This is a genomic window from Saccharopolyspora sp. NPDC049357 (assembly GCF_040677225.1).
Lineage (GTDB): Bacteria > Actinomycetota > Actinomycetes > Mycobacteriales > Pseudonocardiaceae > Saccharopolyspora.
Genome location: NZ_JBFAQJ010000053.1, coordinates 14,877 through 30,046 on the forward strand (window position 1 = coordinate 14,877; position 15,170 = coordinate 30,046).

Sequence of the window (15,170 nt, forward strand, 5' to 3'; positions counted from 1 at the left end):
ATGACTGCTGAAACCGGAACCGCAAACACGCTTCCGCTCTGGTTCAAGATCCCGGAACAACTGCATGAGGTAGACCTCTACGGATCTCCTGCGAGTCGGATTCAGCGTTCTTACGAGAACGTCTCCGTGCTCATGGAGGGAGCCGACGTGGCCGAGCAAATCCACGTCGTCTACCTCCAGGAACAAATGCTGTCTCAGCTCTTGGCCAACGGAGCGGTCTTCGTGGGGCATTGTCTCGCTCGTTCGGAGGCTGACCCGGCTAAGCTGACTGCGGCTCAATTCAGCATCTTGGTCCAACCTGCAAATCTCTCAGCGCGTCGGCCTCTACATGCGCTAGCGGGTGCCCTCAAGCAGCCTGGGATGAGGCGTGAAGTCGGTTTTGCTGATTACCCGGCAGGAGAAGCGCTCGTTGTCGGAGAAGAAGTCGAGGTCACGCTGCCCACGACGTTGACCGGGAAACCCGTGGAGAACACTCACCGTGTGCGGCAGGTCCAGATTGTCCTGCCTTTCCCGGGAAATCAGCGACTGGCCATTGTCGGAGTATCCAGTGAGACCCTGGCCGACTGGAAGCACTTCGTGACGATGCTGGATGGCATCGCCCGTAGCATCTCCTTCACCGACCCGGCGGAACCGTCCATCGGCGATCTGCTCGCCGGCCTGTAGCAGGCGGATGACCAGGAGGAATGACGGATGGGCACGATCATTGGCTGCTCGCTTTTCGCGGCGGTCGCACTGTGGATCGCTGCTGAGCGTGTGCTCGCGCGTTTTCAGAGCGCCGGGCGCGGCGCCGATTCCGTGCGACGGGAATTAGCCGGTCGACGTACCGGGGATGGGCACATCGAAGTCACTGTGTGGCGAGCGCATCCACTGTCCGACCACATGATCAAGGAGATCGCCTCCTCCAAGGGGTTCAGGTTCGTCGGCGAGACGAGTAGGTACGGCAGCCTGGTGCTGCGGTTTGTCAAGGCAACGGAGAAGGGAGCGGTCTGACGTGTCGCAGGAAACGGCCAACGCCATCGCGCTATGGATCCTTGTCCCTTCCCTGATCCTCGTTGTCGTGATCACGGTCGGGACAGCGCTGGGTACGCCGCGCGGCGTCCGCGACACCCGCAGAGAGCGCCAGATGGCTCAGCTCGATCAGGGCGCGGCGCAGGAGAGGGTTCGACAGCACACTTTCCAGATCGATTGGCTGGACTACCGGGAGATTTCGAAGCCGGAGATCGTGTCGATCCTCAGCAAGCACGGGTGGGCTTATCGGGACGAGGAACTGGGAGACAAGGAGTGGCTACTGCGCTTCGACTTGAGCTCGACGAGGAACCGGACGAGTGCTGGACAAGGCTGACTCCCGACGCCGACTCGACGCGGAGCTAAGGGAAGCGGAGTTGGACGTTCAAGGCCGATACCACCTGGATACCTCGCAGTACGCGGCTTTGTCACTGGCGGACATCGGGGCGGGGATTCATGCGGCAGGGTTCACCGTGGTCAGCAGCCTCCCTAGTTCAACTGGTCGCATGCTGGTTCTCGCCCATCCCGAGACGACGACGTTGTCCGTCAGTGACGGCCCGTTCGTACCGAGGGTTGGACTGTCGTCCAGCGAGCTCAACTGGGCTCGTGAGCGTCACAGGGTCTGGGCTAAGAAGTTCAACAGGCAGATTGGGCTGGCGTTCTTCCACGCGGTTTTCGGCTTGATCATCCTGGTCAGTGCTCTACGTTCCTTCGGGCCTGCTGATGGCAGCCGCTATTTCGCGACGCTCGGCGTCGGAATCACCCTGCTGCTCCTGTTCGTTCTTGCTGTGTTCAAGGCCGTCGGCGCGCGCAGGAAGCGTTGGCAAGAGATCGGTCATCTCGTTGAGCGCTAATTCCGCATGATCGATACCTGCGCTCCGGGTCCCCGGCTGCTGTGAGTACCTGCCTGCGTCTTTGAGTCGGCTCTTTGCTCGATCTGACCTGTGAGTGGGGTGGGGTGGGCTAGCGTCCGGGGTCTTCCCTGGTTGATCGCCTGGTGGGGGAGGTTCGTGACGGTTGAGGTTCATCCGCAACTTTGTCAGCAGGTGATTTCGATGGGGGTAACAGTTGACGCGTACGACATTTGGGGTTCTTGTCGCAATTCTCGGTCTGCTCGCTGTGGGGTGTGGTGGGGGTTCTGAGACTTCACCTCGGCCTCCTGAGAGTGAGTCGTCGGCATTCGTGCCGCGAGCTGGTCCGGCCAAGGTGACGGAGGTGGCTGAGAAGTGCGCCGTCGTCGCTGAGGATCAGTGGCGGGGAGTTGGCGTTGACCAACCACCGCGTCAAAGCGATTGGAACGGGACGTCGGGGTGCGAGTACCAGTTGAGCGGTGATGCGGGGTGGTCCGTCTTCGTCGGCGTGAGCGGGGAGCGGAGCTACAAGGCTGAGGTCAATCGGCGCGCCGAACCAACCGGTGGCGCGGACCTCAAGGGCTACCCGGGCAAGACTTTCCGGAGCGGCACGGACTGCACGCTGATCGCGGACATCTCGGACCTGGGGTTCCTGGTGGCCACGGCAAGACGGCAGGTTCGGACGAGCATGGCGTCGATCCCTGCGTGTTGGCGGAGCAGTTCGGGGGGATGGCCGTGATGAACCTTCCTGAGGCGCCCGTGCCCGCGGCCGGGTAGTGGCTCGTGAATCCCCGGGTTGCTACGTGGAGTGATCTCCCAAACCGTCGGGTTCACCTGCTTGTACCTGCTGGCTGAATCGTTCGCGGTGCTCTTACGTGCCCGCTGGGCAAGTGCCGATCGTGATCGCGTTGTTGGTCTTGATCGGGAGGATTGATGAGCGGTCGTGTGGGTGTGCCGGTTCGGGTTCGGCGGGTGTCGAGCGAGCTTCGGGAGCTTCGGCTGCGGAGCGGGCTCGGGGCCGAGGAGGTTGCCGGGGCTCTTGGCATGTCCATGAGCAAGCTGTCTCGGATGGAGTCCGGGCAGCGCGGGCTGCAGGCCGATGACGTGTCGGCGCTGCTCGGGCTCTACCGCGTTCCAGCGCGGCGGCGGGAAGAGCTGTTGAGCCTGGTGCGCAACGCAGCGATGCCCAACTGGTGGCAGGTGCAGGAAGGGCGTCTGCCTGCGATGTGGGAAGAGGCGACCAGATTCGAGCGGGAAGCTGCGGCGATCTTCAACTACGAGACGACGCTCGTACCAGGGATGTTGCAGACAGCTGGGTACGCATCGGCGCTCGTCGGCGGAACGGACCCTGATCTGAAACATCGCCGAGATCGAAACGTTGGTTACCTCTCGTCTCAGCCGTCAGACGGTCTTGAACAGGGCTAATGCTCCGCACTTCGAGGCGTTGATCGAACAGAGCACGCTTGAACGCCTAGTGGGCGAGGCAGGTGTGATGTACCAGCAGATTCGCCACCTTGTTTCTGCGGCCAGGCAGGACAACATCACGGTCCGGGTGGTCGAAACCCGCGCAGGTGCGCACCCCGGTTTGGACGGGCCATTCGTCCTCTTCGACTTCGACCAGCATCCGAGCCTGGTCCTTCTTGAGAACCGCGGTAGCAGTGCGTTCCTGGAAGAGCCCGAGCATGTCGCCGCGACGAGAGAAGCCCTTCGGCGGTTGCACGAGGCCGCGTTGCCCGCTCACGATTCAATCGCGCTCATGAACGACATCGCCGACAAACTCGTTTAAAACTCAAGGAGCGGATTGTGACTGCGCCGGAACGGCATACGCTTCAGTGGCGCAAGAGCACTCGGAGCAGCAACTACGCGAACTGCGTTGAGGTCGCCTTCGCGGGCGACGACGTGCACACCCGTGACTCGAAGAATCCTGCTGGTCAACACCTGATTTTCGGGCAGCCGGCGTGGTCGTCCTTCGTACAGGGGCTGCGGGATGGCCGGTTCGGCGACCCTCGTCGCAGTTGAGGAAGCGATTGTTAGGGGTCGATAGGGGCTGGAACACAAGATCAACTGGCTGGGAAGCCCCTAGCGGCGATCTGAGATCCATTTCACTCGTTTGCCGGTTCCTGTTTTGACCAACTTCGCTACACGCGCGCAGGCCCGTGCGCTAACGTTTGCCACGCTGGCAAGTGGATGTCCGTCGCCCTCGTCGCGACGGCACGTGGACAAGGGGAGTTCGGCGTGAGCAACGAGGGGGTCAAGGCATGACGTTCCCGAACAGCTTCTGGGGCACGATCGGCGAGACTTTCGACCGGATGGCGGACAAGGCGGCACTTGCTGCTTCGCAGTCTGCTGGCGGTTCTATGCGCATCGAGCCGGACAAGGTGGATGAGCTCGCATCGTTCTTCGAGGCGGAAGCGATCGCGATGGAAAACCGTGAAGCGGACGTCTACCGGCTGGCGCAAGTCCCGACTGCTGGCAAGGACCCGGTCAGTGTGCGGTCGGCTTCGACCTACGGGCAGGTCGCTGACGGCGACGAAGAGGCGTATCTGAACAACTACAGGAAGCTTGCGGGTGTCTTCAAGGACACGGCCGCGAACTTGCGCGCGAGCGCTGCTCAGACGCGTACCAACGACCAAGACTCGGCGGACAGCTTCCGGTCCTAAGGCCGGATGGAGGAGGAAACCTTGCGTAAGGGGCTCGCTATCGGCTCGGTTCTGGCCAGCTTCGTGTTGGCTGGATGCTCGGGGAGCGGTGGGACCGCGGGAACCCCCAGCAGCGCTCCGGCCGAGCCTCCGGCTCCGCCGAGCTCGTCGCGCCAAGCGCCCGCCAAGTCGGTGCAGCTTGCGGATCAGTGCGCGAGTTTGCCGCAGGCGCAGCAGCAGGCCCTGGGGGTCACGCTGCCTCCGCAAGCCCGCGAGTCGAATGGCATGCCCGGTTGCACTTACGTTTCCGGGCAGGGCGGTTCGGATCAGGGCTGGAACGTCTTCGTCGCTGTTACGACGACCGAGACGATGAAGGACTTCACGGAGTCCACGGCTGACGTTGTGCCTACTGAGGTGGCAGGCTATCCGGCTGCGCAGTCCGGAAACGAAGGACGGAACTGCATGGTCTCCGTCGACGTCTCAGATCAGGGATCCGTGTTCGTGAACGCCATCTCTCGGGTCCAGTCGGTTAATGCGTGCGATGTCGGCAAGCAAATCGCAGGTGCGGTTGTTCAGAATCTTCCGAATGCCTGACTGAGGGGGTAGGCGGTGACAGGTAGGCAACTTGAGCCTGCGGACTTTGAAGGTGCGCAGCTCGATCAGATGCGTAAGTGGGTCAGCAGCGGAGCTGGTGCTGAAGGGCTCTACGAGGTCTCGACCGGTTGGAACGGTGAGGACCAGTATCTCCGTGACCTGAAGACCCGGCTTGAGGACAAGCTGAAGCAGGTCGGCGCGGTCATGCAGTCCGAGTCTGGCGAGGCAATGAAGAACCAGGCCATGCCGGTCGTCCTGTGGACTGAGGTCACGGCGGACAGCGCAAAGCTTCAATCCGAGCAGATGACTGCTCAGGGTGACGCTTTCGGCAAGGTTCAGACCTCGATCCCGGGCAAGGGTGAAGAGCAGTCCGTTCCGGATGATGGCTGGCTCGAGGAAGGGTGGGACACCCTCACAACCGGGTCCACCGACGCCGAGGATGCCAAGGCTCACAACGAGAAGTTGCGTCAGGAAGCCGTACAGGCTTTCAGCACGTACCAGGAGACCAGCCAGAACAACGTTGCTGGCAGTGCCGTCTTCACCCCGCCGCCAGACGGCGGCATGAAGACCACTGTGACGGGCTCCCCCGGCCCCAGCGTCGGTGGTGTTGGCTCCTCGTCGCCGTCTTCCACCTCCAGTGCTTGGGCTGGTGGGGCCGGTTCTGGCGCTGGTGGTTACACCGGTGGCGGCGCTGGTGGTGCTGGCGGTGGTGCTTACGGCGGTGGTGCTGCTGGTACCGGTGCTGCTTGGGCGACTCCGCCTGGTGGTGGCTCGGGTTCGAACCAGAACCCCGGTGGCACCGGTCGTGTGCCGAACGGGCCTGGTGTCCCCGGTGGCACTCCCGGTCTCGGCGCCGGCCCGGGTTCGGGCACTGGTGCGCGGCCGGGTGCCGGTAGCGGCGCTGGTGGCCGCGGTGGCGCTGGTGCGGGCCGTGGCGTGGGGGCCGGCTCGGGTGCCGGTGGTCGCGCTGGCGGGCCCGGCATGGGCGCCGGTGGTCGTGCGGGCATGGGTGGTCTCGGCGGTGGAGCTGCCGGGGCCGGCGGTGCTGGTGCCGCCGGTGGCCGCGGTGGTGCTGGTACCGCCGGTGCGGGCGCGGGTGCGCGCGGCAGGGGTCAGGAAGGCGAGGACGACCTCGAGCACGAGACTCCCGACTACCTGATCGGCGACCAGGGCGTCTTCGACGAGGACCTGCCGAAGGTCGCCCCGCCGGTCTTCGGTGACTGGGACAACCAGCGGTAATTGCTCGTCAACGCAGATCAGCCAGTGGGCGGTACCGCTTCGGTGCCGCCCACTGGTTCTTGCGAGAACGTGGACGATCAGGGCTCGGACTGTGGGGGACGGCCGTGCGTCGTGGGCTTCCGAACGGCTGAGAACTGGACGGATCAGTGAACAACTCGGATCAATTCGTGGACGCTCTCGGGGCGGTGCCGTCCACACTTTCTGGCTGGGGAGAACCGGTGAAGATCGAGCTGTCGAAGCAGGGCTTCCACGAGGCGTGGAAGTACTTCAACCTCGGCACCAAGCCGCTCGTGCTCAACGTCCTGCCCGAAGGCATCCTCGAAACCGAGCGGCGCCAGGTCGAGGCTCGCGCGCGAGATGAGCTGCAGGCGCTCGGTTTCGGCAACGAGATGCGCGAAGAGGACATCCAGGGGGCCCTGCTGCCGCTCACGCGCTACGAGCGGGCCTTCGACATCAACTTCCGGCAGCGCAAGCCCGACGGTGGTCAGAGCATCGTCGCAGGCATGGTCGCGTGCACCCGGGGCCACGCGACGCTCGCGGTGCTCACCGAAGAAGCCGTGACCGTCCAGACGCTGCCCGCCGACTCCATGGTGCGGGCGCTCCTGAGCGTGCTGCCCGACGACGTCAAGGCCGGTCCCGGGCGGGGCGTGTCGCTGCGCAGCTCGGCGATGGAAGCCGCCGCCAAGTCCGCGGGCAACGACCGCGAGATGGGCGAGGCGCTCGTGCGGCAAGGCATCCGGCGCGAGGAGGCGAAGACGCTGGTGGAAATGGCCGGCGGCGCTCGCAACGCCTACGCGCAGGTCGGCTACGCCGTCATGGACGGGCAGGGCAAGCGGCACCGGGCCCCGATGGTCACCAACTTCTTCGCCAACGCCAAGGGCTGGTACATGATCGAGAACAGCCGCCGCAGCGACGAAGGATGGACGACCATCGCGCCGATCGACCGGCAGCGCATGGCCAGCCGCGTGCACGACCTCGTCAAGACGCTGTAGCCAGAGCGGGGCCCCGGGTCGAGCGCCCGGGGCTCTCTCGCGTCCGGGAACAGCTCGTCCGCGGCTCGCCGGCCCGCCTTCGCGGGCTCTGAGGCCCTGGCCAGGCCCGCAGGTGCACGGCACGCTGCGGAAGCGCTTGACCGGGGCTCGGAGGGCCCAGCGGGCTGCGCAGCGCTGAAGAGGCCGGTCAGGCGGTCGGCGAGGGTGCGCAAACCCCGTGGACAGGCTCCAACGGGCTCCCGCCAGCTGCCCCGACCGTGTCAGGGCCGGGCCCCGCCGCGTCTGGACGGGCGGAGCCACCGGGTGCTTCGGTGCCGCATCACGGGGACCGCCCTTTCCGTTGAGTGGAAGAAAACAAGATCAACTTCTATCATAGAACAGGCTCTCGAACGGCGTGCGTTCGGGGACCGTTTAACGCGGTTGTGACCTGCGGAGACAACCCTCACGTGGCTCAACTGTGCGGAAATCGGACACATTCCGATAAGTTTTGCTGAGATTAGTGCACTTCAGCGGCTTTGTTGATAGGACTTGCAGCGGCCCCGTGCTCGTGCACGCCTTGTACGGGTAGAACTTCAAGGGCCAGGGCGGTGGGGCGGACTGATCTGCTCCACAAAACCGGGACCCCCGTGGGCAACCGCCTTTCGGGACTCGGTACCGTCGCCCGCACCGATCAAGAGAAACCCCACATCACGGAGGACATGGTGGCCCTTCCCCAGCTGACTGAGGAGCAGCGGGCAGCAGCTCTGGAAAAGGCGGCTGCCGCCCGTCGCGCCCGAGCTGAGCTCAAGGAGCGCCTCAAGCGAGGCGGAACCACGCTGGCGGAGGTCCTGGAGACCGCCGACAACGACGAGGTCTTGGGCAAGATGAAGGTCTCCGCCCTGCTCGAGGCCCTTCCCGGCGTCGGCAAGGTCCGTGCGCAGCAGATCATGGAGCGGCTGGAGATCGCCAACAGCCGTCGGCTGCGCGGGCTGGGCGAGCGGCAGCGCAAGGCGCTGCTCACCGAGTTCAGCGGCGAGTGATCGACGCAAAAACCGGCGCTGAGCCGAGGATCGTCCGTCAGGGCGAGCCTCGGCTCACCGTCGTTTCCGGGCCTTCTGGAGTCGGCAAGTCCAGCGTGCTCAGCGAGGTGCGCAGGCAGGTTCCGGAGGTGTACTTCAGCGTGTCCGCGACCACCAGGGCTCCGCGTCCCGGTGAGATCGACGGAGTGCACTACCACTTCGTCTCCGTCGCGGAGTTCGAGCGGATGATCGCCGACGGCGAGATGCTCGAACACGCCCGCTACGCGGGCAACTTCTACGGGACGCCGCGCAAGCCCGTCCAAGAGGCGATCGCCGCGGGCAAACCGGCCGTTCTGGAGATCGAACTCCAAGGCGCCCGCCAGGTTCGCAGCGCCTGGCCGGACGCGCAGCTGGTCATGCTGCTGCCGCCGTCCTGGGACGAGCTGGTCGACCGGCTCACCGGCCGCGGCACCGAACCGGCCGACGTCGTCGAGAAGCGACTCGCCGCCGCGCGGGACGAGCTGGCAGCCGAACCGGAGTTCGACGAGACGGTCGTCAACGCCGATGTGCAGTCCGCGACCAGCGAATTGGTACGATTGATACTCGGCCACGAGAAGTGACGTCTCCCTTCCCGTTGTCCGAGCGACCTACTACTGAGCAGGAGCCACACCTGTGAGCACCCCTAGCGCGCTGGCTGCGCTCAACAGCAGCCCGTCGACCAACACCGTCGAGGGCATCACCTACCCGCCGATCGATGACCTGCTGGAGCAGGTCAGCTCGAAGTACGCGCTGGCCATCTACTCCGCCAAGCGCGCGCGGCAGATCAACGACTACTACGCGCAGCTCGGCGAGGGCCTGCTGGAGTACGTCGGCCCGCTGGTCGAGCCCGGCCCGCGTGAGAAGCCGCTGTCGATCGCGCTGCGCGAGATCCACGCCGGCGTGCTCGAGCACACCGAAGGCGAGTGACGTCTGAACCGACCGAGGACCGCCCGCGGGTGGTCCTCGGCGTCAGCGGTGGCATCGCCGCCTACAAGGCGTGCGAGGTCCTGCGGCGGCTGACCGAGTCCGGTCACAGCGTCCGCGTCGTGCCGACCGAGGCCGCGCTGAACTTCGTCGGCGCCGCGACCTTCGAGGCGCTGTCCGGGCAGCCGGTGGTCACCGGCGTGTTCTCGGACGTGCACGAGGTCCCGCACGTGCGCCTCGGGCAGGAAGCCGACCTCGTCGTCGTCGCCCCCGCCACCGCTGACCTGCTGGCCCGTGCGGCCAACGGGCAGGCGCCCGACCTGCTCACCAACACCCTGCTGACCGCGCGCTGCCCCGTGCTGATGGTCCCGGCGATGCACACCGAGATGTGGGAGCACCCGGCGACCCGGCAGAACGTGGCGACGCTGCGCAGTCGCGGCGTGATCGTCGCCGAGCCCGACAGCGGTCGGCTGACCGGCAAGGACACCGGCAAGGGGCGGCTGCCCGACCCGGCCGAGATCGTCGACCTGGCCCGGCTGCTGCTGACCTCCTCCACCGCGCTGCCGTGGGACCTGGAAGGTCGCCGGGTGGTCATCTCCGCCGGTGGCACGCGGGAATCGCTCGATCCCGTCCGCTACCTGGGAAATCGCTCCTCCGGGCGGCAGGGCTACGCGCTGGCGCGCATCGCCGCGCACCGCGGCGCCGACGTGACGCTGGTGGCGGCGCACACCGCCGACCTGATCACGCCCGCCGGAGTGCGGCTGATCAGGGTCGGGACCGCCGAGGAGATGCGGTCGGTGATGCTCGCCGAGGCCGACGGCGCCGACGCGGTCGTCATGGCCGCCGCCGTGGCCGACTTCAAACCGGTCAACCGGGTCGAGCACAAGATCAAGAAGACCGATCGGGACCCGGAACCCGTTGCGCTGGCCCGCAATCCCGACATCCTCGCCGAGATCGTCGAAGCGCGGGCGGCCGGCAAGCTCTCGGCGTCGCTGATCGTCGGGTTCGCCGCCGAAACCGGTGATGCCACCTCCTCCGTCCTCGACCACGGTCGGGCCAAGCTCGCGCGCAAGGGCTGCGACATGCTCGTGGTCAACGCCGTGGGCGAGGGCATGGCCTTCGAGGTCGAGGACAACTCCGGCTGGCTGCTCGGCGACGACGGAACCGAGGAGCGCATCGCCTTCGGCGCCAAGTCCCTGCTGGCGTCCACATTGTGGGACTCGGTCGGTCGGCGGCTCTCCGACCAGTAGTGTTTGTCGGCAACAGGCCGCAAGCACCAGAGGAGAGTCGTTGAGCCAGCAGCGGTTGTTCACCAGTGAGTCGGTGACCGAAGGGCATCCCGACAAGATCTGCGACGCGATCAGCGACTCCGTCCTGGACGCGCTGCTCGCGCAGGACCCGCGCTCCCGCGTCGCGGTGGAGACCATGGTGACCACCGGGCAGGTGCACGTGGCCGGAGAGGTCACCACCGAGGCCTACGCCGACATCCCCGCCATCGTGCGCGAGAAGATCCTCGAGATCGGCTACGACTCCTCCGCCAAGGGCTTCGACGGCAACTCATGCGGCGTCAACGTCGCCATCGGCTCCCAGTCGCCCGACATCGCGCAGGGCGTCGACACCGCGCACGAAACCCGCGTCGAAGGCGTCATCGACGAGATCGCCCAGCAGGGCGCCGGCGACCAGGGCCTCATGTTCGGCTACGCCTGCGACGACACGCCCGAGCTCATGCCGCTGCCCATCGCGCTGGCCCACCGGCTGTCGCGTCGGCTCACCCGCGTCCGCAAGGACGGCGTGCTGCCCTACCTGCGGCCCGACGGCAAGACCCAGGTCACCATCGAGTACGACGGCGAGAAGCCCGTGCGGCTGGACACCGTCGTGCTGTCCACCCAGCACGCCGAGGAGATCGACCTCGACGGGCAGCTCGTCGGCGACATCAAGGCCCACGTCGTGGAGCCGGAGATCTCGTCGCTGGCGCTGAGCACCTCCGACACGCGGCTGCTGGTCAACCCGACCGGCCGGTTCGTCGTCGGCGGTCCCATGGGCGACGCCGGCCTGACCGGGCGGAAGATCATCGTCGACACCTACGGCGGCATGGCCCGCCACGGCGGCGGCGCCTTCTCCGGCAAGGACCCGTCCAAGGTCGACCGCTCCGCGGCGTACGCGACGCGGTGGGTGGCCAAGAACGTCGTCGCCGCCGGACTCGCCAAGCGCATCGAGGTCCAGGTCGCCTACGCCATCGGCAAGGCCGCCCCGGTCGGGCTGTTCATCGAGACCTTCGGCACCGAGACCGTCGACCCCGACCGGATCCAGCAGGCTGTCAACGAGGTCTTCGATCTCCGCCCGGCCGCCATCATCCGCGACCTCGACCTCCTGCGCCCCCTCTACTCGGCCACCGCCGCCTACGGCCACTTCGGCCGCACGGACGTCGACCTCCCCTGGGAATCCACCTCCCGAGCCGACGCCCTCAAGACCGCAGCGGGCCTCTAACGGCCGACCCCGGGAAACTCAGCAACCCAGGCGCCCCACGGTCTCAAAGTCCGTGGGGCGCCTCCCATTTCGCGCACACCCGCAGTCTCTCAGGGCTGCCCCAGACGCGTGGTGGTCGCCCAGCTTCCCGGATTTCAGTGGAAATCCGAGTCCCGTTTTCCACTGAATTCCGGATCCCGTTTTCCACTGAATTCCGGATCCCGATTTCCACTGAATTCCGGATCCCGATTTCCACTGAAATCCGACCACGCGTTTCCACTGAAATCCGGGAACTCAGCCGGGGACGAGACGGTCCGCTGGGGGCTGGAGGCGGGGAGTCGTGTGGCGTGGTGGTCTGGACGGGTGGTGGGGGTGGGGGAGCTTTGGGCGTGTCTGGGCGTCGAGAGGAGCGGCTCACGCCCAGGCTCTTGGTGGTTTCAGTTGGGGTTGAAGGGTGGTTCTGGGGCCCGATTGACGTGGTCTCTCGGGTGGGTGACTCTGGGGGTGTGGGGCCGGTTGTGGATCGGTTCGAGCCTTACGGCCCGTCGCATTGGGTGCTGATGGTGCTCATCGTGGCCGGGTCGGTGATCCTCGTCGCGCTCGGGCGGGGATTGCACGAGCAGGCCCTGGAGCGGTGGTGCCGGGCGTTCGCGGTCGTGGTGCTGGGGTTCAACGTTCCGCTGCTGGCGTTCCGGTTGATGCCGGGGGAGTGGAACGTCGCCGAGTCGCTGCCGCTGCACCTGTGCGACCTCGCCTGGATGGTGGCCGCCTGGGCGTTGTGGACGCGGCGGGCGACGCCGCACGCGTTGCTCTACTTCTGGGGCCTGACGCTGACACCGCAGGCCATCATCACCCCGGCCCTGGACGCACCCGACTTCCCACACGTCAACTTCGTCGAGTTCTGGGGCCAGCACCTGCTGGTGATCTGGGCGGCGGCCTTCCTGACCTGGGTGGTCGGGCTCCGGCCCACGTGGCGCGGGTACTGGATCTCGGTCGGGGTCACCGTCGCGTGGGGCTTGGCGATGCTGGTGTTCAACGAGGTGGCCGGCACCAACTACGGCTTCGTCAGCAGCAAGCCGGAGAACCCGTCGCTGCTCGACCTGATGGGCGGCTGGCCGACCTACCTCGCGGTGGAGCTCGCCGTCGGCATGGCCGCCTGGGCGCTGCTCACCTGGCCCTGGACGCGCAGCCGCGAGCCCGTCACGGCGCCTTGAAGGCGTGCTGCCGCCAGGCCTCGTACACGGCGACGGCGGCGGAGTTGGCGAGGTTCATCGAGCGGATCCCGGGCAGCATCGGGATGCGCACCCGCAGCGAGGCCGCATCGATGAGGTCGTCCGGCAGCCCGGTGGACTCCGGGCCGAACAGCAGGACGTCGCCGGGCCGGTAGTCCACGTCGACGTAGGAGGCCTCGGTGCGGGCCGTGAACGCGATGACGCGCTCCGGGCGCAGCTCCTCCCAGCAGGCCTCCAGGCTCCGGTGGACGTGCAGCGCGGCGCGGTCGTGGTAGTCCAGCCCGGCGCGGCGCAGCTTCGCGTCCTCCACGGAGAACCCCAGCGGCTCGATCAGGTGCAGCGCGGCGCCGGAACCGGCGGCCATCCGGATCGCGTTCCCGGCGTTCCCGGGAATCTCGGGGTGGTAGAAGACGACGTGGAACACTCGAAAATGTTTTCACACGTCCGCACGCAGCGCCCACCACGGGTCAGACGAGACCGCCGGTCACGCGCACGTTCTGCCCCGTCACCCACCGGGCCTGGTCGCTGACAAGGAAGGCGACGACGTCGGCGACGTCCTCCGGCGCGCCCAGCCGACCGAGCGGGATCATGCTCGCCGCGGCCTCCAGCGCCGACGGCGGCACGGCGCCGCGCAGGAAGTCGGTGTCGGTCGGGCCGGGGGAGACGGCGTTGACGGTGATGCCCCGCTCGCCGAGTTCCTTCGCGGCCACGATCGTCAGCTGTTCGAGCGCGGCTTTGCTGGCCGCGTAGGCGGATTCGCCGGGAGAAGCCCACACCGTGGTCATCGTCGAGATGTTCACGATGCGCCCGCCCCGGGACATCAGGCCCGCCGCGCGCTGCATGGCGTGGAGCGGGCCCTTGGTGTTGACCGCCAGCACGCGGTCGAACTCCTGCTCGGTCAGGTCCGCCATCGGCGTCGTGGAGGCGATGCCCGCGTTGTTGACCAGGACGTCGAGGTCGCCGACCTGGGAGAACAACGCGTCCAGGTCCGACGGGACCCCGACGTCGGCGCGCACGGCCCGGGCTCCCGTCCGCGCCGCGAGCTCCACGGCCTCCTGCTCGTGCCGGACGTAGCTGAACAGCACCTCCGCTCCGTCGGCGGTCAACCTGCGCACGATGGCCGCGCCGATGCCGCGCGAGCCGCCCGTCACCACTGCTGTCGTCATGAACCCACAATCGCGGCAATCGCGGAAAGGACGCTTCCGCGATGTCGGCGACAATGGACCGATGGACACCGCCGCGCGGTTGTTGCGCCTGCTGACGTTGCTGCAGAGCCGGCCGGACCGGCCCGGGCCCGAGCTCGCCGAGCGCTTGGAGGTCAGCACCCGAACGGTGCGCGCCGACGTGGAACGCCTGCGGGGCTTGGGATATCCGGTCCACGCCACGTCCGGTGTCGGCGGCGGCTACCGGCTGGGCGCGGGTGCCGCGCTGCCGCCGCTGCTCCTCGACGACGACGAGGCGGTCGCCGTGGCGGTCGCGCTGCGCTCGGCGGGCACCGAAGCGGCGATCAGCGCGCTCACCAAGCTCCAGCAGGTGCTCCCGCCGCGGTTGGGTGCGCGCGTGCGGGCGTTGCAGGCCACCAGCGCGGCGGTCCCCGGCCCTGATGTCGACCCCGACGTCCTCGGCGAGATCGCCCGCAGCTGCCGCGACCACGAGCGGCTGCGCTTCGACTACCGCGTCCGCGACGAGGCCGTGACCAGCCGTGATGTCGAGCCGCACCGCCTGGTCAGCACCGGCCGCCGCTGGTATCTCGTCGGGTGGGACCTCGACCGGGCCGACTGGCGCACCTACCGGGTCGACCGGATGCGGCTGCGCACCCCGGGCGGTCCCCGCTTCGAGCCCAGGGAGCCGCCGGACGGGGGCTTCACCGGGTTCGTCACGCGGGGCGTCGCGGAGGTGCTGTGGAACTACCGGGCCGACGTCAAGGTCCACGGCTCGGCGGAGGAGGTCGCGGGCCTGCTCCCGGTCGCGTGGCCCGTCACCGCGCTCGGGCCTGGCAGCTGCCTGGTGGAAGCCGGGGCCGACACCCCGCACGACCTCGCCGTCTACCTCGCCGCGCTCGACCGGGACTTCACGATCATCGACGCCCCCGAGCTGCGCGAGGCGGCGGCTCAGCTCGCCCACCGGCTCGGCCAGGCCGGCTCGCGGTGACCAACTCGCCGGTCGACTCCGGGGCCCGGTCACGACGGGG

21 protein-coding genes and 1 pseudogene are annotated in these 15,170 nt (G+C 67.3%); 20 read left to right on the forward strand and 2 right to left on the reverse strand.

Features of this window, described 5'->3' with window-relative positions; translation table 11 throughout:
* The 19 genes and pseudogenes from AB0J91_RS29660 to AB0J91_RS29750 all read left to right on the forward strand — a co-directional run bounded on the left by AB0J91_RS29660 (position 1) and on the right by AB0J91_RS29750 (position 12,961).
* Positions 1-663 carry a hypothetical protein gene (locus tag AB0J91_RS29660; protein ID WP_363875446.1) on the forward strand — a complete coding sequence of 221 codons (663 nt, stop codon included), beginning with the start codon at positions 1-3 and terminating at the stop codon, positions 661-663.
* A gap of 27 nt (positions 664-690) precedes the next feature.
* Positions 691-990: a hypothetical protein gene (locus AB0J91_RS29665; RefSeq protein ID WP_363875449.1), complete on the forward strand. Its 300-nt coding sequence runs from the start codon at positions 691-693 to the stop codon at positions 988-990.
* A gap of 1 nt (position 991) precedes the next feature.
* Positions 992-1,342, forward strand: a complete 351-nt coding sequence (locus AB0J91_RS29670; protein WP_363875452.1) for a hypothetical protein — start codon at positions 992-994, stop codon at positions 1,340-1,342.
* Positions 1,326-1,859 (forward strand): hypothetical protein, encoded by a 534-nt coding sequence (locus AB0J91_RS29675; RefSeq protein WP_363875455.1) that lies wholly within the window; start codon positions 1,326-1,328, stop codon positions 1,857-1,859. The genes AB0J91_RS29670 and AB0J91_RS29675 overlap by 17 nt, the downstream gene beginning before the upstream one ends.
* Positions 1,860-2,124: 265 nt before the next feature.
* Positions 2,125-2,595, forward strand: coding sequence for a DUF3558 family protein (locus AB0J91_RS29680; RefSeq protein ID WP_363875528.1), 471 nt, complete (start codon positions 2,125-2,127; stop codon positions 2,593-2,595).
* Between the two features lie 194 nt (positions 2,596-2,789).
* Positions 2,790-3,281, forward strand: coding sequence for a Scr1 family TA system antitoxin-like transcriptional regulator (locus tag AB0J91_RS29685; RefSeq protein WP_363875458.1), 492 nt, complete (start codon positions 2,790-2,792; stop codon positions 3,279-3,281).
* A complete protein-coding gene (locus tag AB0J91_RS29690; RefSeq protein ID WP_363875461.1) occupies positions 3,268-3,642 on the forward strand; it encodes a DUF5753 domain-containing protein in 375 nt (124 codons plus the stop codon). Before AB0J91_RS29685 ends, AB0J91_RS29690 begins: the two co-directional genes overlap by 14 nt.
* Before the next feature lie 17 nt (positions 3,643-3,659).
* Positions 3,660-3,875, forward strand: coding sequence for a DUF397 domain-containing protein (locus AB0J91_RS29695; RefSeq protein ID WP_363875464.1), 216 nt, complete (start codon positions 3,660-3,662; stop codon positions 3,873-3,875).
* Between the two features lie 239 nt (positions 3,876-4,114).
* The gene (locus AB0J91_RS29700) at positions 4,115-4,516 is read left to right on the forward strand and encodes a hypothetical protein (protein ID WP_363875467.1); all 402 of its coding nucleotides are present in this window, start codon (positions 4,115-4,117) and stop codon (positions 4,514-4,516) included.
* Between the two features lie 6 nt (positions 4,517-4,522).
* Positions 4,523-5,089 (forward strand): DUF3558 domain-containing protein, encoded by a 567-nt coding sequence (locus tag AB0J91_RS29705; RefSeq protein ID WP_363875470.1) that lies wholly within the window; start codon positions 4,523-4,525, stop codon positions 5,087-5,089.
* 69 nt (positions 5,090-5,158) lie between these two features.
* Positions 5,159-5,377, forward strand: a pseudogene (locus AB0J91_RS29710) (hypothetical protein); the annotation flags it as partial.
* Between the two features lie 648 nt (positions 5,378-6,025).
* The gene (locus tag AB0J91_RS29715; RefSeq protein ID WP_363875534.1) at positions 6,026-6,328 is read left to right on the forward strand and encodes a hypothetical protein; all 303 of its coding nucleotides are present in this window, start codon (positions 6,026-6,028) and stop codon (positions 6,326-6,328) included.
* A gap of 218 nt (positions 6,329-6,546) precedes the next feature.
* Entirely contained in the window at positions 6,547-7,320 is a 774-nt protein-coding gene (locus AB0J91_RS29720) for an ESX secretion-associated protein EspG (RefSeq protein ID WP_363875473.1), read from the forward strand.
* A gap of 701 nt (positions 7,321-8,021) precedes the next feature.
* Positions 8,022-8,339 (forward strand): integration host factor, actinobacterial type, encoded by a 318-nt coding sequence (mihF, locus tag AB0J91_RS29725; protein ID WP_093154362.1) that lies wholly within the window; start codon positions 8,022-8,024, stop codon positions 8,337-8,339.
* Positions 8,336-8,938 carry a guanylate kinase gene (gmk, locus tag AB0J91_RS29730; protein ID WP_363786466.1) on the forward strand — a complete coding sequence of 201 codons (603 nt, stop codon included), beginning with the start codon at positions 8,336-8,338 and terminating at the stop codon, positions 8,936-8,938. Before mihF ends, gmk begins: the two co-directional genes overlap by 4 nt.
* Positions 8,939-8,990: 52 nt before the next feature.
* A complete protein-coding gene (rpoZ, locus tag AB0J91_RS29735; RefSeq protein WP_132627363.1) occupies positions 8,991-9,284 on the forward strand; it encodes a DNA-directed RNA polymerase subunit omega in 294 nt (97 codons plus the stop codon).
* On the forward strand, positions 9,281-10,531 hold the full coding sequence (gene coaBC / locus AB0J91_RS29740; RefSeq protein ID WP_363875476.1) for a bifunctional phosphopantothenoylcysteine decarboxylase/phosphopantothenate--cysteine ligase CoaBC: 1,251 nt from the start codon (positions 9,281-9,283) through the stop codon (positions 10,529-10,531). The genes rpoZ and coaBC overlap by 4 nt, the downstream gene beginning before the upstream one ends.
* A 55-nt stretch (positions 10,532-10,586) precedes the next feature.
* The gene (gene metK / locus AB0J91_RS29745) at positions 10,587-11,768 is read left to right on the forward strand and encodes a methionine adenosyltransferase (RefSeq protein WP_363875531.1); all 1,182 of its coding nucleotides are present in this window, start codon (positions 10,587-10,589) and stop codon (positions 11,766-11,768) included.
* Positions 11,769-12,265: 497 nt separating this feature from the next.
* Complete coding sequence (locus tag AB0J91_RS29750) at positions 12,266-12,961, forward strand: TIGR02206 family membrane protein (RefSeq protein ID WP_363875479.1); 696 nt, start codon at positions 12,266-12,268, stop codon at positions 12,959-12,961.
* On the opposite strand, the gene AB0J91_RS29755 is transcribed toward AB0J91_RS29750, so the two are convergent.
* Both AB0J91_RS29755 and AB0J91_RS29760 read right to left on the reverse strand, forming a co-directional pair.
* Positions 12,948-13,403: a tRNA (cytidine(34)-2'-O)-methyltransferase gene (locus tag AB0J91_RS29755; protein ID WP_363875482.1), complete on the reverse strand. Its 456-nt coding sequence runs from the start codon at positions 13,401-13,403 to the stop codon at positions 12,948-12,950. The genes AB0J91_RS29750 and AB0J91_RS29755 overlap by 14 nt on opposite strands.
* Positions 13,404-13,446: 43 nt before the next feature.
* Positions 13,447-14,145 (reverse strand): SDR family oxidoreductase, encoded by a 699-nt coding sequence (locus AB0J91_RS29760; RefSeq protein ID WP_363875485.1) that lies wholly within the window; start codon positions 14,143-14,145, stop codon positions 13,447-13,449.
* Positions 14,146-14,206: 61 nt separating this feature from the next.
* On the opposite strand from AB0J91_RS29760, the gene AB0J91_RS29765 reads away from it, so the two are divergent.
* A complete protein-coding gene (locus AB0J91_RS29765; RefSeq protein WP_363875487.1) occupies positions 14,207-15,130 on the forward strand; it encodes a YafY family protein in 924 nt (307 codons plus the stop codon).
* Positions 15,131-15,170 lie beyond the last annotated feature (40 nt).

Bases quoted from the DNA above. Each gene is read 5' to 3' on its own strand.
- AB0J91_RS29660 (WP_363875446.1), top strand. From the start codon at position 1: ATGACTGCTGAAACCGGAACCGCAAACACGCTTCCGCTCTGGTTCAAG.
- AB0J91_RS29665 (WP_363875449.1), top strand. From the start codon at position 691: ATGGGCACGATCATTGGCTGCTCGCTTTTCGCGGCGGTCGCACTGTGG.
- AB0J91_RS29685 (WP_363875458.1), top strand. From the start codon at position 2,790: ATGAGCGGTCGTGTGGGTGTGCCGGTTCGGGTTCGGCGGGTGTCGAGC.
- AB0J91_RS29700 (WP_363875467.1), top strand. From the start codon at position 4,115: ATGACGTTCCCGAACAGCTTCTGGGGCACGATCGGCGAGACTTTCGAC.
- AB0J91_RS29705 (WP_363875470.1), top strand. From the start codon at position 4,523: ATGGAGGAGGAAACCTTGCGTAAGGGGCTCGCTATCGGCTCGGTTCTG.
- AB0J91_RS29760 (WP_363875485.1), bottom strand. From the start codon at position 14,145: ATGACGACAGCAGTGGTGACGGGCGGCTCGCGCGGCATCGGCGCGGCC.
- AB0J91_RS29765 (WP_363875487.1), top strand. From the start codon at position 14,207: ATGGACACCGCCGCGCGGTTGTTGCGCCTGCTGACGTTGCTGCAGAGC.